This window comes from Bacillus sp. FJAT-45037 (assembly GCF_002797325.1).
Lineage (GTDB): Bacteria > Bacillota > Bacilli > Bacillales > Bacillaceae_D > Alkalihalophilus.
Window position 1 is genome coordinate 81,540 of the sequence record NZ_KZ454938.1, and the last position, 25,788, is coordinate 107,327.

At 40.8% G+C, this 25,788-nt stretch carries 23 protein-coding genes and 1 riboswitch; of the genes, 20 read left to right on the forward strand and 3 right to left on the reverse strand.

What is annotated here, in order from left to right:
• Positions 1 to 9: 9 nt before the first annotated feature.
• From CDZ88_RS00365 to CDZ88_RS17230, 3 genes are read left to right on the forward strand one after another with little or no spacing between them, the layout of a single operon-like run.
• Positions 10 to 1,056 carry a DUF3048 domain-containing protein gene (locus CDZ88_RS00365; RefSeq protein ID WP_100371663.1) on the forward strand — a complete coding sequence of 349 codons (1,047 nt, stop codon included), beginning with the start codon at positions 10 to 12 and terminating at the stop codon, positions 1,054 to 1,056.
• A 22-nt stretch (positions 1,057 to 1,078) separates the two neighbouring features.
• Positions 1,079 to 1,390: a YerC/YecD family TrpR-related protein gene (locus tag CDZ88_RS00370; protein WP_100371664.1), complete on the forward strand. Its 312-nt coding sequence runs from the start codon at positions 1,079 to 1,081 to the stop codon at positions 1,388 to 1,390.
• A 16-nt stretch (positions 1,391 to 1,406) separates the two neighbouring features.
• Positions 1,407 to 1,571 (forward strand): hypothetical protein, encoded by a 165-nt coding sequence (locus tag CDZ88_RS17230; protein ID WP_157796425.1) that lies wholly within the window; start codon positions 1,407 to 1,409, stop codon positions 1,569 to 1,571.
• Positions 1,572 to 1,799: 228 nt separating this feature from the next.
• On the opposite strand, the gene alr is transcribed toward CDZ88_RS17230, so the two are convergent.
• From alr to CDZ88_RS00385, 3 genes are all read right to left on the reverse strand, one after another.
• Positions 1,800 to 2,909 (reverse strand): alanine racemase, encoded by a 1,110-nt coding sequence (gene alr / locus CDZ88_RS00375; protein ID WP_100371665.1) that lies wholly within the window; start codon positions 2,907 to 2,909, stop codon positions 1,800 to 1,802.
• 95 nt (positions 2,910 to 3,004) lie between these two features.
• Positions 3,005 to 4,141 (reverse strand): alanine dehydrogenase, encoded by a 1,137-nt coding sequence (gene ald, locus CDZ88_RS00380; RefSeq protein WP_100371666.1) that lies wholly within the window; start codon positions 4,139 to 4,141, stop codon positions 3,005 to 3,007.
• A gap of 131 nt (positions 4,142 to 4,272) precedes the next feature.
• On the reverse strand, positions 4,273 to 5,505 hold the full coding sequence (locus CDZ88_RS00385; RefSeq protein WP_100371667.1) for a PucR family transcriptional regulator: 1,233 nt from the start codon (positions 5,503 to 5,505) through the stop codon (positions 4,273 to 4,275).
• Positions 5,506 to 5,680: 175 nt separating this feature from the next.
• Between CDZ88_RS00385 and CDZ88_RS00390 the strand changes: the two genes are divergently transcribed.
• The 17 genes from CDZ88_RS00390 (at position 5,681) to CDZ88_RS00465 (ending at position 25,325) form a co-directional block, all read left to right on the forward strand.
• Positions 5,681 to 7,102 carry an alanine/glycine:cation symporter family protein gene (locus tag CDZ88_RS00390; protein WP_100371668.1) on the forward strand — a complete coding sequence of 474 codons (1,422 nt, stop codon included), beginning with the start codon at positions 5,681 to 5,683 and terminating at the stop codon, positions 7,100 to 7,102.
• Between the two features lie 106 nt (positions 7,103 to 7,208).
• Complete coding sequence (locus tag CDZ88_RS17785; protein ID WP_269799242.1) at positions 7,209 to 7,340, forward strand: hypothetical protein; 132 nt, start codon at positions 7,209 to 7,211, stop codon at positions 7,338 to 7,340.
• 97 nt (positions 7,341 to 7,437) lie between these two features.
• Entirely contained in the window at positions 7,438 to 7,728 is a 291-nt protein-coding gene (locus CDZ88_RS00395) for an alpha/beta fold hydrolase (protein WP_100371669.1), read from the forward strand.
• 101 nt (positions 7,729 to 7,829) lie between these two features.
• The gene (locus CDZ88_RS00400; RefSeq protein ID WP_100371670.1) at positions 7,830 to 8,036 is read left to right on the forward strand and encodes a hypothetical protein; all 207 of its coding nucleotides are present in this window, start codon (positions 7,830 to 7,832) and stop codon (positions 8,034 to 8,036) included.
• Positions 8,017 to 8,337 (forward strand): YbjQ family protein, encoded by a 321-nt coding sequence (locus CDZ88_RS00405; protein ID WP_100371671.1) that lies wholly within the window; start codon positions 8,017 to 8,019, stop codon positions 8,335 to 8,337. The genes CDZ88_RS00400 and CDZ88_RS00405 overlap by 20 nt, the downstream gene beginning before the upstream one ends.
• Before the next feature lie 16 nt (positions 8,338 to 8,353).
• On the forward strand, positions 8,354 to 9,136 hold the full coding sequence (locus CDZ88_RS00410) for a phosphatidylserine decarboxylase (RefSeq protein WP_100371672.1): 783 nt from the start codon (positions 8,354 to 8,356) through the stop codon (positions 9,134 to 9,136).
• A gap of 170 nt (positions 9,137 to 9,306) precedes the next feature.
• A riboswitch (cobalamin riboswitch) is annotated at positions 9,307 to 9,503 on the forward strand.
• Positions 9,504 to 9,675: 172 nt separating this feature from the next.
• Complete coding sequence (locus CDZ88_RS00415; protein ID WP_100371673.1) at positions 9,676 to 11,853, forward strand: ribonucleoside-diphosphate reductase subunit alpha; 2,178 nt, start codon at positions 9,676 to 9,678, stop codon at positions 11,851 to 11,853.
• A gap of 31 nt (positions 11,854 to 11,884) precedes the next feature.
• Entirely contained in the window at positions 11,885 to 12,919 is a 1,035-nt protein-coding gene (locus CDZ88_RS00420; protein WP_100371674.1) for a ribonucleotide-diphosphate reductase subunit beta, read from the forward strand.
• Positions 12,909 to 13,511 carry a GNAT family protein gene (locus tag CDZ88_RS00425; RefSeq protein ID WP_100371675.1) on the forward strand — a complete coding sequence of 201 codons (603 nt, stop codon included), beginning with the start codon at positions 12,909 to 12,911 and terminating at the stop codon, positions 13,509 to 13,511. Before CDZ88_RS00420 ends, CDZ88_RS00425 begins: the two co-directional genes overlap by 11 nt.
• A gap of 341 nt (positions 13,512 to 13,852) precedes the next feature.
• Positions 13,853 to 14,539 carry a heptaprenylglyceryl phosphate synthase gene (locus CDZ88_RS00430; RefSeq protein WP_100371676.1) on the forward strand — a complete coding sequence of 229 codons (687 nt, stop codon included), beginning with the start codon at positions 13,853 to 13,855 and terminating at the stop codon, positions 14,537 to 14,539.
• 71 nt (positions 14,540 to 14,610) lie between these two features.
• Positions 14,611 to 16,839 (forward strand): DNA helicase PcrA, encoded by a 2,229-nt coding sequence (gene pcrA, locus CDZ88_RS00435; protein WP_100371677.1) that lies wholly within the window; start codon positions 14,611 to 14,613, stop codon positions 16,837 to 16,839.
• Between the two features lie 15 nt (positions 16,840 to 16,854).
• Complete coding sequence (ligA, locus tag CDZ88_RS00440) at positions 16,855 to 18,861, forward strand: NAD-dependent DNA ligase LigA (RefSeq protein ID WP_100371678.1); 2,007 nt, start codon at positions 16,855 to 16,857, stop codon at positions 18,859 to 18,861.
• Positions 18,862 to 18,889: 28 nt separating this feature from the next.
• A complete protein-coding gene (locus tag CDZ88_RS00445) occupies positions 18,890 to 20,077 on the forward strand; it encodes a CamS family sex pheromone protein (RefSeq protein WP_100371679.1) in 1,188 nt (395 codons plus the stop codon).
• A 353-nt stretch (positions 20,078 to 20,430) separates the two neighbouring features.
• On the forward strand, positions 20,431 to 21,552 hold the full coding sequence (locus CDZ88_RS00450) for a BMP family lipoprotein (RefSeq protein ID WP_100371680.1): 1,122 nt from the start codon (positions 20,431 to 20,433) through the stop codon (positions 21,550 to 21,552).
• 214 nt (positions 21,553 to 21,766) lie between these two features.
• Positions 21,767 to 23,296, forward strand: a complete 1,530-nt coding sequence (locus CDZ88_RS00455) for an ABC transporter ATP-binding protein (protein ID WP_100371681.1) — start codon at positions 21,767 to 21,769, stop codon at positions 23,294 to 23,296.
• Positions 23,296 to 24,354, forward strand: coding sequence for an ABC transporter permease (locus tag CDZ88_RS00460; protein WP_100374548.1), 1,059 nt, complete (start codon positions 23,296 to 23,298; stop codon positions 24,352 to 24,354). The genes CDZ88_RS00455 and CDZ88_RS00460 overlap by 1 nt, the downstream gene beginning before the upstream one ends.
• A complete protein-coding gene (locus CDZ88_RS00465; protein WP_100371682.1) occupies positions 24,354 to 25,325 on the forward strand; it encodes an ABC transporter permease in 972 nt (323 codons plus the stop codon). Before CDZ88_RS00460 ends, CDZ88_RS00465 begins: the two co-directional genes overlap by 1 nt.
• Positions 25,326 to 25,788: the final 463 nt, after the last annotated feature.

Sequence of the window (25,788 nt, forward strand, 5' to 3'; positions counted from 1 at the left end):
CTGAGTTCGATGAAACGACCATTAATAGCGGCTGCAATTGCAACACTCTTATTGTCTGTAGGCTGTAGTGAGAGTGCAGAAGAAGTAAATGATTTAGTCGCTCCAGAAGAAATAGATATAGAAGATCAAGAAGAAGTTGAAGAAACAATCGATACCCCTTCTGCAACCTATCCTTTAACAGGTTTAAATGCGGAAGGAGAAATTGAGAATCGGCCAATTGCTGTGATGATTAACAACCACCCAGCAGCAAGACCCCAAACAGGACTCGTCGATGCGGACGTTGTATATGAGGTGTTGGCTGAAGGGGAAATGACACGCTTTGTTGCCATTTATCAAAGTACTTTGCCTGAAAATGTAGGACCTGTTCGCAGTGCGCGTGAATATCATCTCGATTTAGCACAAGGATATGACGCAGCATTCATCACTCATGGTTGGAGTCCAGGTGCAGAGACTGATCTTCAAGCCGGAAAAATAGACTATTTAAGTGGTTTACAATATGACGGGACGCTCTTTCAACGTTCATCAGACAGAAGAGCCCCGCATAACTCATACATCACATTTGAAAACATCAAAACGGGACTCGAACAGCAAGGGTATGAATGGACAGGCAGCACGAAGCCACTCGCATTTTATCCTCACGAAGACATTCAAGTTGTAGGTAATGGAGCAACAGAAATCGAGATTAATTATTACAACCGGAACTATGTCTCGTTTCGATTTGACGAAGAAAGTGGTTTCTATCACAGATACAATCAAGACTCGCAGACTGTTGATCAAGTAACAGACGAACCACTTGAACTAGCGAATGTGTTCGTTGTCGAGACAGACCATCGTGTAGTCGATGATGTGGGGAGACGAGAGATTGATCTATCATCAGGCGGAAGAGCTCTACTCATGCATAGCGGCTTAGCAAATGAAGTACAATGGAAAAATGAGAATGAACGTATCATCCCAGTCGATAAAAATGGCAACGAGATTCAGTTAAAACCAGGTGCAACTTGGATTAACATTGTCCCATCATCACCAGGAATGGATGAAACTGTCACGTATCAATAAAAGAAGAAGGGTGTGCGGCAATATGCAAATCGACAAGTTGAGAGGGAAAGAAGTGGATCAACTATTTAATGCGATCCTTTCCTTAAAAAATCTTGAAGAGTCTTATGAATTTTTTGATGATCTATGTACAATTAATGAGATTCAATCTTTAGCACAACGCCTTGAAGTGGCTAGAATGCTTCAGAATGGGTTTACGTATCATAAGATCGAAACCGAGACAGGGGCGAGCACAGCGACGATCTCCCGTGTGAAACGATGCCTGAACTATGGCAACGATGGGTACAAAATGACGCTCGAGCGTATTAAAGAAAAAGATACAGTTGAAGAGAAATAAAATAAAAGAGAGAGATATGAGAAATGTAAAGTTCTCATATCTTTTTTTGTGGAAAAATATCCAAAAAGTAAAACCTGAACCAAAAGACGATGAGCCAGTTGAAGCAATTGAGGAGTTGAAAATCGCGTACTTAGAAGACAATGATCCTGATAGAACTTTAGTTTGTAAAGAGCATTTATAATAGAGGTTTTCTGTAATTTAAAAAAACTGTCCTAATCGATCATGAGGATGATCTTCTAGGACAGCTTTTTTTCTTCATTGAGAGTTTGGTTAACGCCACTTACACCTTGGTGAGGTACATAAGACGCTCCCTTTCTCTATTTTAGTGAATAACCCTTATACTCTAAATAGACAAACTGGATCGCTTATGTCTTTCGATTTGTTACTCTCTATTTGTTTTTAAACTCACTCAAAGATCGTTGTAATATCTTGGGACTCGTTTACTGACGGCACAAACAATCTCATAGTTTATCGTTCCTATTAATTCAGCCATTTCATCAATTGGAAATTCAACCGCTTGACCAACTTGAACATCAACGAGATCGGTCGCATCAATCATTGTTTGGTCCATACAAACGCGGCCGATAATGGGAGCTTTTTGATCACCTATTAAGACAAATCCTCGATTAGAAAGGGCGCGAGACAAGCCATCTGCATACCCAATTGGCATGGTCGCTACCACTCGTTCTGATGGTAATGTATGTGTGCGACCGTAACTAATCGATGAGCCTTCTTGTAATGTTCTGAGAGATACGATACTCGAATAAAGACGCATCGCTTGCTTGAGATTGATCGGAAATTCAAGTGCTGGGTCTGGTTTTAACCCATATAAGCTAATACCTATTCGCACCATATCCAGATGCTTATCCCTATGGAAGAGAGCACCTGCACTGTTACAACAATGTTTGATTGGTATATTTATCCCTTCTTTATCTAATGCGTCGATGAATGAGAGGAATCTCTTATATTGTTCATCGGTATAAGTGGAAAGAGGGGCATCTGCCTCCGCAAAGTGAGTGAAGATTCCTTCAAGCACAATGTTTTTATGTTCTGCTAAAGGAGTCACTAGATGAAGGAGTTCTTCTTCGGTCTGAACGCCGACACGGCCCATCCCAGTATCTGTTTTAATGTGTACGTTCACAGAGGAAGAGTTTGTCTCAGCAAGCGTTATTAAATGATCTCGGACATCGGTCGAGAAGACAGTAATTGCAATCTGATGATCGATGGCTTTTTGTAACGCATCTGGTGAAGTGTATCCTAGTACGAGAATGGGAGCATTAATTCCTGCTTCACGAAGTTCAATCGCCTCATCTAAAATCGCCACACCTAAATAAGTCGCTCCGCCTAAAAGGGCCGCTTTGGCTGCTGGAATCGCTCCGTGACCGTAGCCATCTCCTTTGACAACAGCCATAAGTTGGCACGATGGTGTACTTAAAGAAGCTTTAAAAGCAGCGGCGTTTTGTTGTAGCGCATGTAGTGAAATATTTGCATATGTATTCCTGTAACTACTCGTCTTCATCTTTGGAACTCCTTTTGCGTATCGGTAGATTTTAATAGACCCCCTCCGTCAAAACGACGGAGGGGGTAGATGTCTTTCCATATTATAATAGTTTCTTACGCTTGAACAGTTGAAGTTTTTGCTAAAGCATTTTCTACAGTTACAAGTTCATAACCAAGATCACGAGCTACAGCGTTGTAAGTAACATCGCCATTTGCAACATTGACCCCAAGTGCTAGAGCAGGGTTTTCAGCTACAGCTTTTTCTACGCCTTTGTTAGCGATTTGCATAGCGTAAGGAATCGTTACGTTCGTTAAGCCGATTGTTGACGTACGTGAAACAGCTCCAGGCATGTTGGCAACCGCATAGTGTACAACACCGTGTTTTGTGTAAGTTGGGTTGTCATGAGTTGTAATCTTATCAACCGTTTCGATAATACCACCTTGGTCGATTGCAACGTCAACAACAACAGAACCAGGCGACATTGATTTAATCATTTCCTCTGTTACAAGCTTAGGTGCTTTTGCTCCGGGAATTAATACTGCACCGATCACAAGATCAGATTCTCGAACCGCATCAGCGATGTTCATTGGGTTAGACATAAGTGTTTGAATGTCGTTTCCGAACTGATCATCAAGTTGACGAAGACGATCTGCACTTAAGTCCATTAATGTTACATCAGCACCAAGACCAATAGCAATTTTCGCAGCATTTGTTCCAACAACACCGCCACCGATGATTGTTACTTTCCCACGTTTGACACCAGGTACTCCTGATAGAAGAATCCCTTTTCCACCTTTAGATTTCTCAAGGAATTGTGCGCCAATTTGAGAAGCCATACGTCCAGCTACTTCACTCATTGGAGTAAGAAGTGGAAGAGTACGGTTCACTTCTACTGTTTCATATGCAATCGCAATCACACCACTGTCAACAAGTGCTTTAGCAAGTTCTGGCTCAGCAGCTAGGTGTAGGTACGTGAAGAGAATTAACCCTTTACGGAAGTATCCGTACTCAGAGCTAAGTGGTTCTTTTACTTTCATCACCATTTCAGCTTTTGCCCAAACGTCACTCGCTTCAGGAATAATGGTTGCACCTGCTGTGATGTAATCTGTATCTTCAAATCCGCTTCCAATTCCAGCGCCTTGCTCAATCATAATTTGGTGGCCGCTATTAGTTAGGGCTACAACACCAGCTGGAGTAATCGCTACACGGTTTTCATTGTTTTTAATTTCCTTTGGAATACCAATAATCATCTTTGTCGTCCTCCTAATGGAAAGTATGTTATATCATTAGTATAAAGCCATAAAAGGAGGAGCGCATTGTGTGTAAAATCGAAAATGTAAACGTTTTTTTGTTGATTTCAACAAATCGTCTCATTCGTTTGTTAAGAATCACGGATGAGCTTCATATCTAAATAAAGGCCTATCTTTTGAACAGGGTCCTTCAATTGAATATTGGCGATCTCCTGGATTCGTTTAAGCCGATAGTTAAGAGTGTTGACATGACAGTGAAGATGTTTGGCAGCCTCGTTCATATTTCCGTCTCGGTTTAAGATAACTTCCAATGTTTCCAGTAAATTTGTTCGATGTTCAAGGTCATACACTTGAAGTTTTCTGATCGCAGGGTTTGAGGTCACATTTTGAAGTTGATCGGATTTCTTAAGAACATCAATGTAGCGGAAGATACCGAGTTCATGATAATAATGGGCGGTCGCTAACTCTTTTTCAAAAGTTTGCTTCAATTGAATGACCGTATTTGCCTCATCATAACTTCGTTTAATCCAATCATAGTGTTCATATGCATAACCACAACCAGCCCAAACATCAGTAATGCCTAACCGCTCTTTCACTTGAGTGGTAAATGTTTCGATAAAAGCCTTTGTCTCAGCCATATCTTCATGTTGAGCAAGGGGAGAGACGAGAAAGATTAATTGATTTTCATCGAGTGTTTGAATGTGGATGTTCAGTTTCTGTGTTGTTTTAGCGACGTAAATTAACTTCCTATATAAGTCGTCACTCATCCAACTGAAACTAAAAATCAATACAGCAAGTGGTTTCTTTGCGTTGATCCCAATTTTCGTTAATTGCTTAGCGATAAACTGATGATCCTTCGCATCTCCTGTAATCATCTCCCATAGCAACTCTTGATGATTTTTCTCTTTTTTCTTTTTTTGCATATTTAGTTGAAGCAATTGATTTTTTGCTTTGTTTGCAGCTTGCTTTAAATCATTGAGATCCGTTTGAGTCAGCGTTCGGCCAATTTCAAGCACCCAGATGTAACCAAGAACTTCGTTGTTCTTGCGGATGGAGATGGCTACGCGATTACCAAGACCGATTTCATTAATACTTGGAATCACAAGAGGATCGTCACTTTGGTTTAAGGTTGGAATAACGCCTTCTTTCCAAAAACGATTGATAACACGTTCAGGAACACGTCTACCAATGATCGTAGAAATTCTAGCTGGATCTGTACCGTCGTCATGAGAGCTATACGCTAACAGATGGTGGTTCGCATCCTCAATGGTAACAGGGCATTGTAGACGTTCACTAATGGCGTCTACAAATTCTTCTAAAGAGTCAAACGGTCGATTAAAGGAGGGGCGGTTAATGTCGTTCATAAGTTAACTCCTTATCTATAATAGGAAAATAGTAGTCATTCTTTTGTTCAAAAAACCAAATGAAGCGCTTTCAGTTTGTGTGCTCTCACAAAGTCATGCTTGCGCTGTCATGTTAGAATAACATATACAAACTCATTATAGAATATGAGAGAGTTTTCTTTGGGGAGTGAAGCGTATGGACATCTTAGAAATACTAGGAAGAATCAATGGCGTGTTATGGGGACCGCCCAGTCTGCTCTTATTATTTGGGACAGGCCTTTTCTTAACATTCGTCTTAAAAGGTCTTCAATTTCGTCGATTAATTTATGCATTTAAAATTGGATTTGGTAAAGAGGATAGTAAGGATGCTGCAGCTGAAGGTGATGTGAGTCACTTTAAAGCGTTAATGACAGCGCTTGCGGCTACAATCGGAAATGGTAACATCGCAGGGGTTGCTACAGCGATCACCCTAGGTGGACCAGGGGCCATTTTTTGGATGTGGATTGTTGGTCTACTAGGTATGGCAACAAAGTATGGAGAAGCTTTACTTGCAGTGAAATATCGCGTCAAGAATGATCGAGGCGAGTACTCGAGTGGTCCGATGTATTACATCGAGCGAGGGCTCGGTCGGAAATTTAAGTGGTTAGCCATTGCCTTTGCCTTCTTTGGTGCGTTTGCTGCACTAGGTATAGGAAACAGTGTTCAATCCAATACAATTGCTGATGTAACAAGCAATAGTTTCGGTATGGCGAACTGGGTTACGGGTTTAATTTTAATTGTTCTCGTTAGTGTGATCATTTTTGGTGGAATTCAACGGATTAGTACCGTAGCGAGTATCTTTGTTCCAATCATGGCCTTCTTATATATGGGTGGAGCAACAATCATTCTTATCTTAAATTATGATATGATCATTCCGGCTTTTGAACTAATTTTCTATTATGCCTTTAATCCTGTAGCTGCGGCTGGTGGCTTCCTTGGGGTAGTCGTGTCAGAAGCCATTCGTAACGGGGTTGCTCGTGGTATCTTCTCCAATGAAGCTGGTCTGGGTACGGCGGCTTTAATTGCTGGTAATGCACGTGCAGATCACCCTGTAAAACAAGCGTTGGTTGCTATGACAGGTACATTCATCGTAACGATTATTGTCTGTACGATGACTGGGCTAACATTGTTAATCACAGGGTTCTGGGACCCATCTGGTGGATTGCTCTCGGGCGTGACACATGATGCAACACTTGAGGGTGGAGCGTTAACAAGTGCAGCCTTCGGTTCTGTCCTTGGAGCTGTCGGCGAATACATCGTTGCGTTTTCTGTTATCTTCTTCGGCTTTTCAACGATTGTTGGTTGGTATGTATACGGAGAAAAGTGTTTTGAATATTTAGCTGGTTCTAAAGGGATTGCAGGATATCGTATGGTCTACATCGCAGCGTGTGGTGTCGGAACCGTGGCGAACCTTGCAACGGTTTGGGCGTTTGCTGATATGGCCAATGCTTTAATGATGATTCCTAACTTAATTGCTCTCCTTCTACTGTGGAAGGTAATAGTCGCTGAAACAAATGATTACTTTAATAATTTTTATGAAGCAGCTCACAAACAAACAGGAAAGAGCTTAAATCAATAATTCAAAGAGGGTACCGTCTTATAAGATGGTACCCTTTTTCTATAGACAAAAAGTTTTTATTACAACGTTATCATTATATATACTGATAATAATGAAGGTGTTGAAAATGAAGCAGCAAAAAGCGGATTTACTCTTGCACCCTATTCGAATGAGAGTCATTCAAGCTTTAGCGACCCATCCATATCAAACGGGTAGAACGCTCGCTACCATCCTTATTCCGAAATCGAAGAAGGAGTGATAAAATAGAGACAAAGCGTGTTTTAATTGAAAATGAAGAAACCTCAATAAGTGGAACGATCGATTACCCGAACAACACAACAGAACTGTTCCCTGCCGTGTTAATTTTATCTGGGTCAGGGCCACTTAATCGAGATGGCAACGGGAAAGGAAAGAAGAAATTTGAACTGTATGACTCATTATCTGAAGCATTTGTAGAATGTGGATATGCGACTCTTCGTTATGATAAGCGTGGAGTAGGTGAGACCACAGGAGATTATCATGAAGCTGGGATGTGGGATTTAATCTCAGACGCCAGAGCGAGTATTAGACGTAGAAAACTTTGTAAGCGGACCAGTCGAGGCGACAGTCATTCCAAACATGAACCACATGTTACGAATTCAGCATGAGGATTATTCGATTCTTAAACTGAGAAAAGTATATAAACATGTGAGTAAAGAGCCTCTTGCGCCAGCATTAAAACAGATATTGAAAGAGTGGTTAAAAAAATATGTATAGAGCATGGAAAGCATCACTCATTGGACTAACGATCTTTTTTCAAATTTTAACAGTTATTTTTGCTATGACGGGAAACGGGCTCGTGCTCTATAGTTTTGGCGCGAATATTTTAAGTGCGATAGCCGTTATTATCGTATTTATAATCGAGAGAAAAAAGGAAAAAAAGGAGGAAATTGATTATGAAAATAGTAACTACTGATACAATTGCAGGAACAGACATTCTAGAAGTAATTGGTTACGTTAAAGGCGGAACGATTCAAAGTAAGCATATCGGACGGGACATCACAGCAGGTCTAAAAGGCATTGTCGGTGGAGAGATTAAAGGGTATAACGAAATGATGGAGGAAGCGAGAAAGCTTGCGATTCACCGTATGGTTGAAGATGCGAAAGAACAAGGTGCGAATGCGGTTGTGGGAATGCGACTGCAAACATCTACTGTAATGGGAAATGCAGCGGAAATTATTGCATATGGAACAGCTATTAAAATAAAAGAATTATAGATATGGTGGAGGACTAATGGTTAAGCAATCAATGTATCGACTTTTTATCGAGTTATCGAATCACAAAGTAAATTCTTATTTACTAAGAAAATTTGCAACGTCAAAAGCTAGCAGACGATTAAACAAATCGTTTGCTAAAACGTTTAAATTAAATGAGAAAGAAATGTTAGAGCCGCTTGAATCTTATGAGAGTTTGCATAAATTGTTCATCCGTCAATTGAATCCACTTGATAGGCCAATTAATGAAAATGAAGGAATCGTTGTTAGCCCAGTCGATGGAATTTTAGCCGAGCAGCACGTACTCTCACCAGGAGTTACATTTCATGTGAAAGGCCAAGACTATACGATTGAAGAAATGCTTGGCTCAAAAGAAGCTGCTCAGAAATATGAGGGAGGGACCCTTATGGTTCTATACCTCAGTCCAAGTCATTATCACCGTATCCATAGCCCTGTTGATGCAGAGGTTATGAAACAGTGGGTATTAGGTGGACGTTCATACCCGGTGAATAACTACGGGCTTCGATACGGGAGACGACCACTGTCAAGAAATTACCGAGTCATTACCGAGCTAGATGTAGACGGACGTAGTCTAGCTGTTGTAAAAGTCGGAGCGATGAATGTGAATACAATTGAACTGACTCATGCCAACCCAACGATTAAACGCGGAGAAGAAATGGGATATTTCTCTTTTGGTTCAACCGTCGTTCTAATTGCACAAAAAGGACTGATGGAGTTGGCAACATGTGATACACCAAGTGATGTGAAAGTAGGACAGAAGTTAACAAATAAGCTAATATAAAGTAAAAAAATCGTTGCCTTGTGGCAGCGTTTTTTTATACGGTTTGTGAGTGAGATCTTAGGTTTAAGGGATTAAGCATAAAAAAGAGAATAAATAAAGTCTTGCATCTATTTGTTTTTCTCTTTATCATATCAATATATCGTATTTCACATATGACAAATAACTATATATTGATTTTGCGAAATGATTGGTGCTGCGAGTCAGCTTAATAGGGAATCTGGTGAAAAACCAGAACTGTCCCCGCAACTGTAAGTGTGGATGAAATGAGACAACCACTGTATAAGAGTGCTGAATAGGCGCTTATATGGGAAGGCTCAGAGTAAAGGGAAGCACAAGTCAGGAGACCTGCCATTATTTCTCAGTCAGCTATCTTCGGGGGGTGAGAAGTGAGACGGCAGTGCCATTGTGCGCTTGTTTGTGTTGAACAAATGTGGCCACAATTAGGTGATAAGACAAGTATGCCGTTTTACGCTCTATCTCTCATGTTTGAGAGGTAGGGCGTTTTTTGTGTTGACTTCATAGAAAAGGATGGGGAAGAGATGAAACAAGCTGTGGAAAGTGATTATTTCTTAAGGCGTAGATTTCCAAAACTTGCAACAGAGGCATGGTTAAAGTCGACTCAAGATCTTTCATGGGAGAAGCGAGCGCTAAAGGCATTAGAAGAGTTGACGATAGAAGAGCCTAATTGGACGTATGTTGCATCAGCATGCTACATCAAAGCAATAAAAATACAACTGGCCGAACAAAGAGGAGTTCCAGTAGATCGCGTATATTTGAATTTTCCGGTGTATTTTTCCAAGGAACTCGAGAACGGGATGTATGACTCTCGGTTAATTAGTTATTCAAAGCGTGAGCTAGACAACTTGGGGCAATTGATTCAAACCGATCGAGATCTAAAGTTTACCTACATTGGCATAAAGACATTAGCCGACCGTTATTTGGCTAGACGTTTTGACGGTCAAGTGATGGAACTACCACAGGAGAGGTGGCTTGTGATTGCAATGACCTTAATGGTTAACGAGCCGACTGAAGTTAGACTAGCTTTAGTCAAAGAGGCATATTGGGCATTATCAAATCTCTATATGACAGTGGCGACTCCGACGCTTGCTAATGCAGGTAAAGCCGGAGGGCAATTTTCAAGCTGTTTTATTGATACAGTGGCGGATGATTTACGGTCGATTTTTGATAGTTGTACGGATGCAGCGACGGTCAGTAAAAACGGTGGTGGACTAGGTATGTACCTTGGCAAGATCCGAGCTAAAGGGTCATCGATTCGCGGATTTGAAAATGTCTCATCAGGCGTGATCCCTTGGATGAAGCAATTAAACAATGTCGCAGTCAGTGTTGATCAACTCGGTCAACGTCAAGGCGCGATTGCCGTGTATCTAGATGTTTGGCATAAAGATATTTTAGTGTTCCTTGATGCAAAATTAAATAATGGGGACGAGCGTCAGCGAACACATGATTTATTTACAGGCATATGCATTCCTGATTTGTTTATGGAAGCTGTAGAACGTCGTGCGAGCTGGTTCTTATTTGATCCCCATGAAGTCCGTCTCAAAATGGGCTACTCGCTTGAAGATTTCTATGATGAAACAAAAGGAGTAGGAGAGTTTTGTACAAAATATGCAGAGTGTGTCGCAAACACCGAGCTCTCCCGTATTGAACTTCCAGCGATTGAGATTATGAAGCGTATTATGTTATCACAACTAGAAACAGGTAGTCCCTTTATGTTTTATCGTGACACGGTTAATCGTCTCAACCCTAATAAACATAGAGGGATGATTTACGGGTCTAATCTTTGTACAGAAATTATGCAAAATATGAGTCCGACGACGGTCATCGATGAACGTTGTGAAGACGATATGATCTTAACTAAAAAGAAGCCAGGAGATTATGTTGTATGTAACTTAAGCTCTCTCTCGCTTGCGGCTGTATTGGCCGATGATGTCGTTGAACGAGTGGTCGACATTCAAGTGCGAATGCTTGATAACGTTATCGACTTAAATTCAATTGGAGTCAAACAAGCAGAGATGACAAACAAGTCCTATCGCGCGATCGGCCTTGGAACATATGGGTGGCATCATCACTTAGCGACAAAGGGCATCAGTTGGGAAAGTGAAGATGCAATCGAGGAAGTAAATCGAGTGTATGAAGGAATTAATAAAGCTGCAATAAAAGCAAGCGCAAAGCTAGCAAAGGAAAAAGGTGTTTACCCTCACTATGAAGGCTCTGATTGGCATAATGAAGTTTTCTTTACGCAGCGTGGATATAACGGTGCTGATTGGGCCGAGGTACGTGAGCTAGTGAAGGAATATGGAATGAGGAATGGATACGTGATGGCGGTTGCTCCAAATGCCACGACTTCATTGATAGGCGGATCAACCGCATCGATTGATCCGATCTTTTCTAAGTATTATGTTGAAGAAAAGAAAAACTACCGCATTCCAGTTGTGGCACCTGATTTAGATGCTTCAACGACTTGGTATTACAAATCAGCACATGCGATTAATCAAAAATGGAGTATCCGTCAAAATGCAGCACGGCAAAGACATGTCGACCAAGGTATCTCATTTAATTTGTATGTACCAAGCAATGTGAAAGCAAAAGAGTTACTTGAGCTCCATCTGCTCGCATGGAAAGAAGGATTGAAAACGACGTACTATGTTCGCTCAACATCGACTTCAGTAGATGATTGTGAGAGCTGTTCTAGTTAATAGGTGGTTCTATAAAAAGGGGGATAAGAAAATGACTTTGCAAACAAGAAAACTCTATGACCCAACAGCACCAAATGCTTCTACAGCGATTGTAAATGGACAAAGCTCCAATGTCTTAAATTGGGATGATGTTCGATTTAGTTGGGCCTATCCACTCTATAAAAATATGCTCGCAAACTTTTGGACACCGTTTGAGATTAATATGACACACGACACGAAGCAATTTACTCGTTTAACAGAATCGGAACAGGAAGCATTTAAAAAGATTATCGGTTTACTCGCCTTTTTAGATAGTGTTCAAACGGATTATTCATTGAAAGTAGCTAATTACTTAACCGATTCGAGCCTTGTTGCTTTAATGAGTGTGCTCTCTTTCCAAGAGGTCGTCCATAATCAAAGCTACTCCTACGTACTCTCAAGCCTGGTACCAAAAGCAACACAGGACGAAATTTTCGATTATTGGAAATCAGACCCTGTATTAAAAGAACGAAATGAATTTATCGTGGCTGGATACGAGCAATTTGCTAGCGATCCCACTCCTGAAACATTAGCGAAATCAATTGTGTACGATGTCATTTTAGAAGGAATTAATTTTTATTCTGGCTTTGCGTTCTTTTATAATTTAGCTCGTCATCAGAAAATGGTCTCGACTTCAACGATGATCAATTATATCAATCGCGATGAACAACTACATGTCTATTTGTTCACGAATATTTTCAAAGAATTACTGATTGATAACCCAGAGCTCCAAAGTGAAGAGATGGAAGGATTCGTTCGCGATTCTCTGGTTAGGGCGATTGAATTTGAATTAAAATGGTTTAATTATATTATTGGAGAGCAGATTGAGGGAGTCACGTCTGAAGAAATGGAATCTTACCTGAAATTTATCGCGAATAAACGAGCAAAACAGTTAGGCTACGATCATATTTATCCAGAGCATCGCACCAATTGCTTGAAATGGATTAGAGCTTACGAGGATATTAATGCAGCAAAAAGTGATTTCTTTGAACAAAAGTCACGCCAATATGCCAAGGTGTCGAGTGATAACGGGTTTGATGAACTTTAAAAAGGAGAAAGTGAATGTAACGGCTGATCGCATCCTCGTCGAAACGCTGTTACAAACGGGACGGTTTCATGAAGGACTTGAGCAGTTTCGTCTTCCTGATGAGCAACAAAAAGCGATGCTTCATGCATTTCGGACATTAGATGTTGACTTTTCGATTGCCTATGTAGGGGAAATCATTGTAGGGTACACCTTAATCTTGCCACCAGAACCAGACGAACGTTGGGTAAAGATGCTTCAGATTCGTGTGTTAGGGGCAATTGAAGTCATCCCTACTCTTAGGAATAAAGGTGTCGCAAGTCAATTGCTTAAGACCGTCTTACAAACCAAGTCATATGAGAAAGAGATTATTATCTCCCTTGAGTATCGCTGGCATTGGGACCTTGAGTCTGTTGATGGAGATAGCGGGCTCTACAAAGAACTTCTTCAGAAGCTACTTTATAAAGGTGGCTTTGAAGAAATATTAACCAATGATCCTGATATCGCTTCTTATCCAGAGAATTTCATGATGGCACGAATAGGGCGAGAGATCGAAAGTGAGGATCTCGTTCGATTTTTTGAGCTTGCAGGAACCAAAAACAAAAGCCAGGTATAGTGAAAGAACCTAATCTTCTAATAGATAAATGAAAAGCTTCCTTATACTTAGTTATTGCTAAGTGTGAGGAAGCTTATTTTATGTCTATTTTGGCTCTAGGAGAGTGTGCAGTCAATAAGACAAAATTGTCATAAAATCGGTCTAATATTTTAAGAATATGGTGAACAGTGAGAGCTTGGACTATTTTATGACTTTTAAACCAATAATGAAGACATCCCAAGCCGAATGTCGGGCGACAAGCAACGTGTTCTTTGATATAATGACGTTCAGAATCATATGAACAGAGTTTGAACCCGCTCCGTTTTTTTAAGGAGTTAGGGCAAAATAGGAGTTGAACCTTCTTGCTTGAATATACGGAATGGAAGCATGTTTTTAAATTAGATCCAAACAAAGAGATAAGTGATGAGGATTTAGAAGCCATTTGTGAATCAGGAACAGATGGCTTAATTATTGGTGGTACAGATGGAGTCACCCTAGATAACACGTTGCAGTTACTAGCGCGTGTCAGACGATTCTCGGTTTCTGCAGCACTTGAAGTGTCGAATTTAGAGTCAATCACACCAGGCTTCGATTATTATTTCATTCCCTCGGTGATGAATAGCAGCAAGGTCGAGTGGATTTCAGGATTGCATCATCAAGCAATCAAAGAATACGGTGCGATTATGAACTGGGATGAAATTATTATGGAGGGGTACTGTATTTTAAACCCCAAAGCCAAAGCGGCAATTGTAACAGAAGCGCAAACGGAATTAGATAACGAGGATGTTGTGGCGTATGCGCGAATGGCTGAGCGTTTGTATCACTTCCCAATTTTTTATTTAGAGTATAGTGGCATGTATGGAAAGGCTGATCTCGTTCGACAAGTGAAACAAGTATTAAAAGAGACGAAGCTTGTTTATGGCGGCGGAATCAAAACAGCTGAACAAGCCAAAGAGATGGCCCAATTTGCGGATATGGTGGTCATTGGCAACATCATCTATGATGATCTGCAAGCTGCACTTAAAACGGTCAAGGCAGTGAAAGGATAACAAAAATCAATTGCAAGATTTATGGTGTAAAGGTAGACTAAATATAAGAACATTCGTTTGGTGGTGAAGGCATGCAAGAGAAGATTATTGAAAAAATGCTAGCAGGTTTGAATCCTGAGCAAAGGCAGGCAACAACACATACAGAAGGTCCGTTATTATTAATGGCTGGTGCAGGAAGTGGAAAGACGAGAGTCCTAACTCATCGCATCGCCTATTTATTACGTGAAAAAGCGATTGCGCCGTGGAATGTACTGGCAATTACATTTACGAACAAAGCATCACGGGAGATGAAAGAACGTGTGGCAAAGCTTGTCGGTCCAGTTGCAGAAGATATATGGATCTCAACGTTTCACTCGATGTGCGTTCGTATTTTACGCCGCGACATTGATCGCATTGGCTACAACCGTAACTTTACGATTCTAGATTCTACAGATCAGTTATCGGTTATTAAGCAATTATTAAAAAATAAGAACATTGATCCGAAGAAATTTGAGCCACGAAGCCTTTTAGGTACGATTAGTGGTTGGAAGAATGAATTGAAAAAGCCAGGTGAATGTATGGGACAAGCAACAGGGCCCTATGATCAGACAGCTGCTGAGATCTATGTAGACTATCAGAAACAACTGAAAAAAAATCACGCGCTCGATTTTGATGACTTAATTATGAAGACAATCGAGTTGTTTAAGCTTGTCCCGGAAGTATTAGAATTCTACCAACGTAAATTCCAATACATTTTAGTTGATGAGTATCAAGATACGAATAAAGCACAATACATGCTTGTCCGTATGTTAAGTGATAAATATGAAAATATTTGTGTTGTAGGGGATTCGGATCAGTCCATTTATCGTTGGAGAGGTGCTGACATTGCCAATATCCTTTCCTTTGAAGAAGACTATCCAAAGGCAACTGTAATCCTTCTTGAACAAAACTATCGTTCAACGAAAACGATCTTAGATGCTGCGAATAAGGTCATCGAAAATAACATGAATCGAAAACCGAAAAATCTTTGGACGGAAAACGATGCAGGACCGAAGATTGGCTACTTTGGAGCGGATACAGAACACTCAGAAGCTCAATTTGTTGTCGAGAAAATCCGTGAAGCTATTCGTAGTGGAGAGCAGACATATTCAGATACGGCAATCCTTTATCGCACCAATGCACAGTCTCGAGTGATTGAGGAATTCTTTGTGAAGTCGAACATTGAGTACAACATCGTCGGTGGTACGAAGTTCTACGATCGTAAAGAGATTAAAGACGTTTTAGCTTATTTGCGTTTAATTTCCAACCCAGATGATGATATTAGCTTACAACGGATCGTTAATGTGCCAAAGCGTGGAATCGGTGCGACAACCGTTGATAAAATCGGTGCCTACGCAGTGAACCAAGGAGTTTCTCTATTCTCAGCTTTGCAAGAAATCGAGCAGATTGGTGTGACAGCACGTGCCGTTGGGAAGTTGGTTGAATTTAGAGATCAACTAGCTCATTGGATTCAAATGCAGGAATATTTATCGGTCACAGAGCTTGTGGAAGAATTACTAGATCGGACAGGCTACCGTGACATGCTTCGTAACGATCAGTCCATTGAAGCACAGAGTCGTCTAGAGAATATCGATGAGTTTATTACGGTAACGAATGAATTCGAGAAATCGAATGACGATAAATCACTCGTTTCCTTCTTAACCGATCTAGCCCTTGTTGCTGATATTGATAAGTTAGAAGATGAAGATGACGGAAAGCCTAAAGATGCTGTGACTTTAATGACCTTACACTCTGCCAAGGGTTTAGAGTTTCCACTTGTATTCCTGATTGGTATGGAAGAAGGGATTTTCCCACACAGTCGCTCGTTATTTGAGGAAGAAGAAATGGAAGAGGAACGCCGTCTTGCTTATGTCGGTATTACCAGAGCAGAGAAGCAGCTCTACTTAACGAATGCGAGAATGCGTACCCTTTACGGTAAAACAAATATGAACCCTCCGTCGCGCTTTATCTCGGAAATTCCTGAAGAATGTATTGACCAGATGAATGAAGAGAAAGAGACCCCAGCTTGGATGAAGACGTCCCGTTCAGCGAGTCCGAGTGCTAGACCGACTTCAAAAGTGAGAAGTTCAGGTATGACCACAACTGGCGGCGATCAGTTTGCTTGGTCAGTTGGCGATAAAGCAGGTCATAAAAAGTGGGGCGTCGGTACGGTTGTAAGTATTAAGGGAGAAGGCGAGTCGGTAGAACTTGATATCGCATTCCCGCAACCAACAGGTATAAAGCGTCTATTTGCAAAGTTTGCACCGATTACGAAGCAGTAAGAAAGGAAGAAGAGTATGGAGCGACAAGAGGCCGAACAACGCGTTCAAACCTTACGTGAGCAATTAGAGGAATATGGTTATCATTACTATGTACTCGATCAACCGCTTGTCTCAGATGCCGAGTATGATCAATTGCTGAAAGAACTTGTGGCACTTGAAACCGATTATCCAGAACTAATCAGTGACGACTCGCCGTCCGTTCGCGTCGGTGGGGAGCCACTGCCTTTCTTTGAAAAGGTTGAACATAAAACACCGATGCTTAGTCTCGGTAATGCGTTTAACGAGCAGGATTTGCGCGATTTTGACCGTCGCGTGCGTGAGCGTGTGGGTGAGGAGTTGACGTATAGCTGTGAATTAAAAATTGACGGCTTGGCTGTTTCCTTAACCTATGAAAATGGAAAGTTCATTCGTGGCGCGACGAGAGGCGACGGGTCTGTTGGCGAAGATATTACGAATAACTTGAAAACGATCCAAGCGATTCCACTGCGATTAAAAGAGAAAGTAAACCTTGAAGTCCGTGGGGAAGCTTATATGCCGAAGAAGTCTTTTGAAAGCTTAAATGCAGCAAAAGAAGAGGGAGGGGAAGAGAAGTTTGCCAACCCTCGTAACGCAGCAGCGGGGTCCCTACGTCAATTAGACCCAAAGATTGCATCTAAGCGCAATCTATCCATTTTTATCTATGCGGTCGGTAACGCAGAAGGACAAGATCTTGCGTCACATCATGAAGGCTTATCTTTTCTTGACCACCTCGGATTTAAAGTGAATAAAGAGAGCCAACATTGTTTTTCAATTGAAGAAGTCATTGCCTATACAGAAAAGTGGACGACACGTCGAGCCGATCTTTCTTATGATATTGATGGGATTGTTATTAAAGTTGACTCTATCCCTCAGCAACGTGAGCTTGGATTCACGGCGAAAAGTCCACGTTGGGCGACTGCATTTAAGTTTCCTGCTGAGGAAGTAGTTACGACGCTTCGCGACATTGAGTTGAGTGTCGGACGTACAGGCGTTGTAACACCAACAGCAATCCTTGATCCGGTAGTTGTCGCAGGCACAACCGTTAAACGCGCGTCCCTTCATAATGAAGACCTCATTCGTGAAAAAGACGTCAAGCTAGGTGATACGGTCATCATCAAAAAAGCGGGCGATATTATCCCTGAGGTGGTTAATGTTTTAACGGAAAACCGAGATGGGTCTGAACGTGAGTTTAGTATGCCAACTCACTGTCCGGAATGCGAAAGTGAATTGGTTCGTTTAGAAGGAGAAGTAGCTCTTCGTTGCATTAATCCAGAATGTCCCGCTCAAATTCGTGAGGGGTTGATTCACTTTGTCTCAAGACAAGCGATGAATATCGATGGACTTGGCGAAAAAGTAATTGCTCAATTATTTGACCATAAACTCATTCACACAGTGGCTGACCTCTATCAATTAGAGCGAGAAGAATTATTAAAGCTTGAACGAATGGGAGAAAAGTCGGTTGATAATCTTCTTCAAGCGATTGAGAAGTCGAAAGAAAACTCTCTTGAAAAACTTATATTCGGTTTAGGTATTCGGTTTGTTGGAGCAAAGGCAGCTAAGACATTGGCAATCCATTTTGACACGATGGACCAACTGATTGAAGCAAGTGAAGAAGAATTGATTGCTGTTAATGAAATTGGTGAGAAGATGGCAGCTTCTGTTGTTCGCTTTTTTGAAGCAGACAAAGTGCGCGCGCTTATTGAACGCTTAAAGTCTAACAATGTGAATACAACGTATAAAGGCCCGAAGCCGGTAACAAATGCTGATGAGGTCGATAGTATCTTTGCAAATAAAACGGTTGTCCTAACAGGGAAGCTTCATGAACTTACACGCGATGAAGCGAAAGAAAAGATTGAACTATTAGGTGGAAAAGTAACGGGAAGTGTCAGTAAAAAGACAGATCTAGTCATTGCTGGTGACGATGCAGGCTCAAAGAAAAAGAAGGCCGAGGAACTAGGGGTTGAGATTTGGGATGAAAAAGCATTAATCAAAGAGCTTAACTAGCTCTTTTTATGTGGAGGGGAGGAAATTCATGAACGTAAATCGATGGGGGATTGTTACGGCTGTTAGTCTTTTGTTTTTAACAGGCTGCTTTCCGATGTTTCAACAACCAGAGGAAGAAGAAACCGTAGTTGAAGAACCACAACAAGAGGAGCAGAATGTCGATATTGTTCCACAAGTTTCAACACCAGAAAATTATTATCAAAGTGTGCTCTATGACGGCGCGTATTTGCACGGTAACTCAAGAGGATTTGGAAATGCGGTCGTCTATAATAGATTAGATTTGGATCAGCTAGAAATGGGTTTAACGCAAATTGCGAAAGAAACATTTGATCCAGAAAACTATTTTTTCCGTGAAGGTCAGTTTATCTCAAGAAGTGAAATTAATGAATGGTTAATGCGATATGATGAAGAATCGAACCGGTTTGGAATTAACCCAGCTCTAGGTGAGGGTGAGACGATGCGCGAGCGAGAAGATAGCCAGCCTCGTTATTTATCGCATATTTTAGAACATAACTATTTAGTTCAGAACGAAAACGGTAACTATGAACTTGGGGGCATTGTCATTGGGTTATCAATGAATAGTGTGTATAATTTCCGAGTCGAAGACGATCAAGGGCGCTATACCTTCTATGAAACAAACATTAGTCAAGAAGTGATGGAACGTCAAGGGCAAGAGATGGCTGCTGAAATTGTTGAGCGGTTGCGTGTAACTACACGAGAGGATGGAGTATTTAACCAAATTCCAATCACCGTTGCGTTGTTTAGAGAACAACCACAGCAATCAACGATTCCTGGAAACTTTATTATGAAGTCAACAGCACCACCGGGCGAGGGATTAGAACGCTGGCAACGATTAAATGAAAGATACTATCTATTCCCATCAAGCGCGGCAAACGAAGATGTTAATAATGATGCGGCTCAATTTCAGCAAGTGAAAGATGACTTACAAAGCTTCTTCGATACATTTGTAGGCGTAGTGGGAAGAGGGTATTATGTCGATAATCAATTACAAGAAATGACAATTGAAGTCCCACTTCGCTACCAAGGGAAAGCAGAGATTGTTGCCTTAACACAATATGCAGCGGATGTGATCCAACAACGTATGACCAATCAAAATGTAAAAGTTAATCTGTATGTGACGTCGGTTGCAGGAAAACATGAAAGTTTGGTAGTCAAAAATCCAGGTGAAGAACCATTTATTCATGTCTTTGAATAGAGCTCCTTTCGAGGGGCTTTTTCTATGATTAATCACTATATTATAAAATATATGGTTAAGGGATAACACATTGGAAGCGCTTATTGTAAATAAAGTGTGACCAAAATAGGGTAAGTGTTAAAAAAGTGTTTATTATTGATTAAGATCGTGATATATTTAGGACGTTTGATGGAGGTTGTACAGAGAGATAAGAAGTCAGATGTCTAACCAACATCAAGCCTGCAAGATAACGCTTACAAAATAGATGATGGATTGTTTGATTAGGGAAGGTCGTCTCATGAATAAGGCTACCTAATGAAATGACCGATAATTTTTGGTGTTCTCTTGTAACAATCATAAGGGGGAAAAGAAAAATGAAGAAATGGTTACGTACATTATCAATGACTGTTGTTGCTGCAGTCGCTTTAGCTGCTTGTGGAACGGGTGACGATGCCGCAGAAACACCTGCAGGTGAAGAAGGGTCAACAGAAGACGCTGTTGAAGCTAGTGAATTTAAAGTCGCAATGGTAACAGATGTTGGCGGAATTGATGATAAATCATTTAATCAATCAGCTTGGGAAGGGTTATCTGAATTCGGGCAAGAAGCAGGACTAGAAGAGGGAACTGGATATCGTTACCTTCAATCTGCTTCAATGGATGACTTTGAACCAAATCTTCGTAGCTTAGTTCGTGAAGATGCTGATCTAGTATGGGGAATCGGATTTTTAATGGAAGAAGCGATTCGCACAATTGCTGAACAAGTAGAAGACACTCAACTTGCGATCGTAGATACAGTTGTATTAGATGCAGATGAGAACACATATAGCAACATTGCAAACGTTACCTTTAAAGAGCACGAAGGTTCTTTCCTAGTTGGTGTGGCAGCTGGTCTTCACACTGAAGGAAATAAAGTTGGTTTCATTGGTGGGGTAGAGAGTGGCTTAATTAAGAAGTTTGAAAATGGTTTTAAAGCTGGAGTAAAAGCAGTTAATCCAGACGCTGAAATTCTAGTTCAATACGCAGAGAGCTTTAACGATGCATCTCGTGGTTCTCAAATTGCTAACACAATGTATAGCCAAGGCGCAGACATTATCTATCATGCTGCTGGTGGTACTGGAAACGGGTTATTCACAGAAGCTATTAACCGTGCAATGAACGGTGAAAACATATGGGCAATCGGTGTAGACCGTGACCAATTTGAAGAAGGTGAGTATGGTGATGAAGGTCAATCTGTTACGCTTACTTCAATGATTAAACGTGTAGACACTGCTGTACAAATTGTTTCTGAGCAAACAATGAACGGCGACTTCCCAGGTGGCGAAATTCTTGAATATGGTCTTGAAGAAGATGCTGTCGGAATTGCCCCTTCGACGGATAACTTATCTGAAGAAGCATTAGATGCAGTAGAAGAGCACCAAGCTTTAATTCAATCAGGTGACATTGTCGTACCTCAAACAGATGAAGAGTACGAAGAGTACCTAAATAGCTTAGAATAAGCAATAAAATTATACGCAAGCAAAGGCTAGTATCGCACTAGCCTTTGTTTTACCTTAAAAAGGTATTTGGTATGAAATGTCAGTCCTTTAATGGTAAAGGGACAATGACGGATTGCTGTTTGCACAATCCATCATTGCCTCTTTTTTTGACTCAACAGGTTAATCGACCTGTCACGCTACAGCTCTTCTCTTAAATACGTAAGGAGTGAATCCGATGAGTTATGTTATTGAAATGAATAACATCCGCAAAGAATTTCCTGGCATTGTCGCTAATGATAATATTACACTCCAGCTTAAAAAAGGTGAGATTCATGCCTTACTTGGTGAAAATGGAGCTGGAAAATCAACGTTAATGAATGTTTTATTTGGCTTGTATCAACCAGAACGTGGGGAGATTCGAGTTCGTGGTGAGGGTGTGAAGATCACCGACCCTAACGTAGCTAACAAACTCGGGATTGGTATGGTTCATCAACATTTTATGCTTGTTGACAAATTTACGGTAACAGAAAACATCATTATGGGAAATGAGCCAAAGAGATTTGGAATGGTAAATAAAAAGAAGGCAGCCAAAGAGGTCGAAGAAATTTCAGAACGTTATGGTCTAGCAGTCGATCCACATGCGAAGATTGAGAATATTTCAGTTGGAATGCAACAACGTGTTGAGATTTTGAAAACGCTCTATCGTGGTGCCGATATTCTTATTTTTGATGAGCCGACAGCCGTACTTACTCCGCAAGAAATCCAAGAATTAATTGGAATTATGAAAGCCCTAGTAGCTGAAGGGAAATCCATTATTCTAATCACTCATAAGCTGAAAGAAATTCTATCGGTTTGTGATCGTTGTACGGTCATTCGTCGCGGAAAAGGTATTGGAACCGTTGAAGTAAGTGAAACGGACCAAGACAAATTAGCAGCAATGATGGTTGGTCGCGAAGTAAACTTTAAAGTTGATAAGACACCTGCTACACCAGCGGAGACGGTACTTTCTGTAGCTGATTTAACAGTTAAAAACTCACGGGGTGTTGATGCAGTCAAGTCTCTTAATCTCGATATTAAAGCGGGAGAAATATTAGGTCTTGCCGGCGTAGATGGAAATGGACAATCTGAATTTATTGAAGCGATTACTGGTCTTCGTAAAGTCGATCAAGGCTCAATCAAGTTAAACGGAAAAGAATTAGCAGGCTTGAAGCCTCGTAAAGTGACCGAATCAGGTATCGGACATATTCCTGAAGATCGTCATAAGCATGGTTTGGTTCTTGATTTTGCTATTGGTGAGAATATCGTTTTGCAGACGTACTACCAGCAACCGTATTCAAAAAATATGGTCTTAAATCATACAGAGATTTATAAAAAGGCGAATGAGTTAATCAAAGATTTTGATGTGCGTACTCCATCAGAATTCACACCAGCACGTGCTTTATCAGGAGGAAATCAACAAAAAGCGATTATCGCAAGAGAAGTAGACCGCTCACCGGATTTCCTAATCGCGGCACAACCGACTCGTGGTTTGGATGTTGGAGCGATCGAATCGATCCACAAGCGTCTGATATTAGAACGAGATAAAGGACGAGCAGTGTTGTTGATGTCGCTTGAATTAGATGAAATTTTAAATGTAAGTGACCGAATTGCCGTGATGTATGAGGGGCAAATTGTAGCTATTGTTGATGCCGATCAAACAAATGAGAAAGAACTTGGGCTCCTAATGGCAGGCGGAAAGAAAGAGAAGGCAGGTGAAGCGAAGTGATAGCAAAATGGCTTCCTAAAGGTCGATTATTGTCTTGGTCTATTCCTTTGATTGCTGTATTTTTAGGGGTTTTTATTGGGGCAATTATTATGCTTATCAGTGGATACAATCCGATTACAGGATACACTGCATTAATTAAAGGAATCTTTAGTGACTCCTACTACCTTGGAGAAACGATTCGAATGATGACACCGCTTATATTAGCAGGTCTCGCAGTTGCTTTTGCGTTTCGAACAGGTTTATTTAACATTGGTGTAGAAGGACAATTAATTGTTGGTTGGTTGGCTTCTGTTTATGTCGGAATTGCCTTTGATCTTCCTGCAATCCTTCACTTACCAATGGCGATTTTAGCAGGAGCGCTTGCCGGAGCAGTATGGGGTTTCATTCCTGGATTATTAAAAGCAAGATTTCATGTACATGAAGTTATCGTCACAATCATGATGAATTACATTGCTCTATTCTCGGCTAATGCTATTATTCGTACGTACTTAATTGTACCAGGAGAGAGAACCGATTCAATTAATCAATCGGCTTCTCTTTCATCACCATTATTACAATCGCTGACAGATTACTCAAGGCTACATTGGGGATTTGTGGTAGCGGTATTAGCTTGTGTGATTATGTGGTTTATTTTATGGAGAACAACAAAAGGGTATGAATTACGTGCAGTAGGGCTCAACCAGCATGCCTCACAATACGCTGGGATGAATGTTCAACGTAATATTATTTTATCTATGCTCATTAGTGGTAGCTTTGCCGGTGTCGCAGGTGCGATGGAGGGGCTTGGAACATACGGATATATGAGTATCTTATCAGGTTTCTCAGGAGTTGGATTTGACGGGATCGCCGTCGCCCTTCTTGGTGCAAACACAGCCGTTGGTGTCATTCTTGCTTCATTCTTATTTGGCGGTTTAAAGATTGGTGCGCTAAATATGCAATCACAAGCGGGTGTTCCGACAGAGTTAGTTGAAATTGTTATCGCGTTAATTATATTCTTTGTAGCTTCTAGTTACATCATTCGCTGGGTTATGAACCGTGTGAAGAAGGAGGACATCTAATGGATATCATGCAAATACTTGCACTTGTTGTTCCGGCTGCTATTTTTGCAGCGGCACCGCTTATTTTAACGGCATTAGGTGGACTATTCAGTGAACGTGCGGGTGTCGTTAATATTGGTTTAGAAGGTCTGATGGTTATGGGGGCATTCACAGCAATCGTAACGACGTTAACCTTAGAAGGCATGGGAATGGGTGGCATGAGTGTCATTTTACTTGCCTTAGTGATATCAGTTTTAATCGGAGCGTTTTTCTCGTTATTTCATGCGGTTGCATCGATTACGTTCCGTGCCGACCAAATTGTTAGTGGAGTGGCTCTAAACTTCCTTGCTGTTGGTTTAACGGTATTCTTAGTACGTCTCCTGTACAATAAAGGTCAGACAGATTATATTTCAAATCGTATTTACCGAACAGATATTGAATTCTTATCACTAAGTGAGTGGCCAATTGTTGGTCCATTATTCTTCTCGAATGTTCACTTTACGTCCTATATGGCAATTCTCCTTGCGGTCATAGTGTATCTAGTTGTCTTCTATACACCATTTGGTCTTCGTCTCCGCTCTGTTGGGGAACACCCGATGGCAGCAGACACGATGGGGATTAATGTGAATCGCATGCGTTATCTTGGTGTCATGCTTAGTGGCGCATTCGCTGGACTTGGTGGAGCGGTATTTGCTCTAACGGTTACAGGGAACTTCTCGGGTACAACAATTGTTGGTCAAGGGTTCATGGCGCTTGCTGCATTAATCTTCGGAAAATGGAACCCACTAGGTGCACTTGGGGCTGCGTTATTCTTTGGACTTGCTCAAGCATTAAGTATCACAGGACAACAAATTCCACTATTAGCAGGTGTACCGCCAGTTTTCTTAATGATTGCACCATATGTGTTAACGATTCTTGCATTAGCAGGCTTTGTCGGACGTGCTGAAGCACCGAAAGCCATCGGGAAACCGTACATTAAGGGTTCAAGATAATGAATGATGTTAAGACCACTTTTCTTTTTAGAAGTGGTCTTTTTTAGCATTTTTTTGAACAACCTTCATAATAAAAGAAACGTTAGAATAGCATTTTAAAAAGGGGAAAACTACAAAAATTTTCAGTGAAAAACTGACATTCTCTACAAAATTATGGGAGAATCTATAATTACTTTATTGAAGTAAAGAAATTAATGTTCATTTATTTTCATGAATATATATCACTATATAGAAAAGAATGCGGTTACATGAGCTGTATTTGTGTATAATTATTCATTTATAAATTCTAAAAATAAAAAAAAGAATGTTCAGTTATTTATAGTGTGTTATGATTATTTTCGCGGATATTGATTTGTCTTTGTTTGGTGCTGTAGTGTTGCTTGTTTGTGATTGTATAATTACTGTATAAATTAAACATTAGGACGGAGGTGTCTGGATGGATCTTGGATTAACAACAGCTACT

Bases quoted from the DNA above. Each gene is read 5' to 3' on its own strand.
- CDZ88_RS00365 (WP_100371663.1), top strand. From the start codon at position 10: ATGAAACGACCATTAATAGCGGCTGCAATTGCAACACTCTTATTGTCT.
- CDZ88_RS00370 (WP_100371664.1), top strand. From the start codon at position 1,079: ATGCAAATCGACAAGTTGAGAGGGAAAGAAGTGGATCAACTATTTAAT.
- CDZ88_RS17230 (WP_157796425.1), top strand. From the start codon at position 1,407: ATGAGAAATGTAAAGTTCTCATATCTTTTTTTGTGGAAAAATATCCAA.
- alr (WP_100371665.1), bottom strand. From the start codon at position 2,909: ATGAAGACGAGTAGTTACAGGAATACATATGCAAATATTTCACTACAT.
- ald (WP_100371666.1), bottom strand. From the start codon at position 4,141: ATGATTATTGGTATTCCAAAGGAAATTAAAAACAATGAAAACCGTGTA.
- CDZ88_RS00385 (WP_100371667.1), bottom strand. From the start codon at position 5,505: ATGAACGACATTAACCGCCCCTCCTTTAATCGACCGTTTGACTCTTTA.
- CDZ88_RS00390 (WP_100371668.1), top strand. From the start codon at position 5,681: ATGGACATCTTAGAAATACTAGGAAGAATCAATGGCGTGTTATGGGGA.
- CDZ88_RS17785 (WP_269799242.1), top strand. From the start codon at position 7,209: ATGAAGCAGCAAAAAGCGGATTTACTCTTGCACCCTATTCGAATGAGA.
- CDZ88_RS00400 (WP_100371670.1), top strand. From the start codon at position 7,830: ATGTATAGAGCATGGAAAGCATCACTCATTGGACTAACGATCTTTTTT.
- CDZ88_RS00405 (WP_100371671.1), top strand. From the start codon at position 8,017: ATGAAAATAGTAACTACTGATACAATTGCAGGAACAGACATTCTAGAA.
- CDZ88_RS00410 (WP_100371672.1), top strand. From the start codon at position 8,354: ATGGTTAAGCAATCAATGTATCGACTTTTTATCGAGTTATCGAATCAC.
- CDZ88_RS00415 (WP_100371673.1), top strand. From the start codon at position 9,676: ATGAAACAAGCTGTGGAAAGTGATTATTTCTTAAGGCGTAGATTTCCA.
- CDZ88_RS00420 (WP_100371674.1), top strand. From the start codon at position 11,885: ATGACTTTGCAAACAAGAAAACTCTATGACCCAACAGCACCAAATGCT.
- CDZ88_RS00425 (WP_100371675.1), top strand. From the start codon at position 12,909: ATGAACTTTAAAAAGGAGAAAGTGAATGTAACGGCTGATCGCATCCTC.
- pcrA (WP_100371677.1), top strand. From the start codon at position 14,611: ATGCAAGAGAAGATTATTGAAAAAATGCTAGCAGGTTTGAATCCTGAG.
- ligA (WP_100371678.1), top strand. From the start codon at position 16,855: ATGGAGCGACAAGAGGCCGAACAACGCGTTCAAACCTTACGTGAGCAA.
- CDZ88_RS00445 (WP_100371679.1), top strand. From the start codon at position 18,890: ATGAACGTAAATCGATGGGGGATTGTTACGGCTGTTAGTCTTTTGTTT.
- CDZ88_RS00450 (WP_100371680.1), top strand. From the start codon at position 20,431: ATGAAGAAATGGTTACGTACATTATCAATGACTGTTGTTGCTGCAGTC.
- CDZ88_RS00455 (WP_100371681.1), top strand. From the start codon at position 21,767: ATGAGTTATGTTATTGAAATGAATAACATCCGCAAAGAATTTCCTGGC.
- CDZ88_RS00465 (WP_100371682.1), top strand. From the start codon at position 24,354: ATGGATATCATGCAAATACTTGCACTTGTTGTTCCGGCTGCTATTTTT.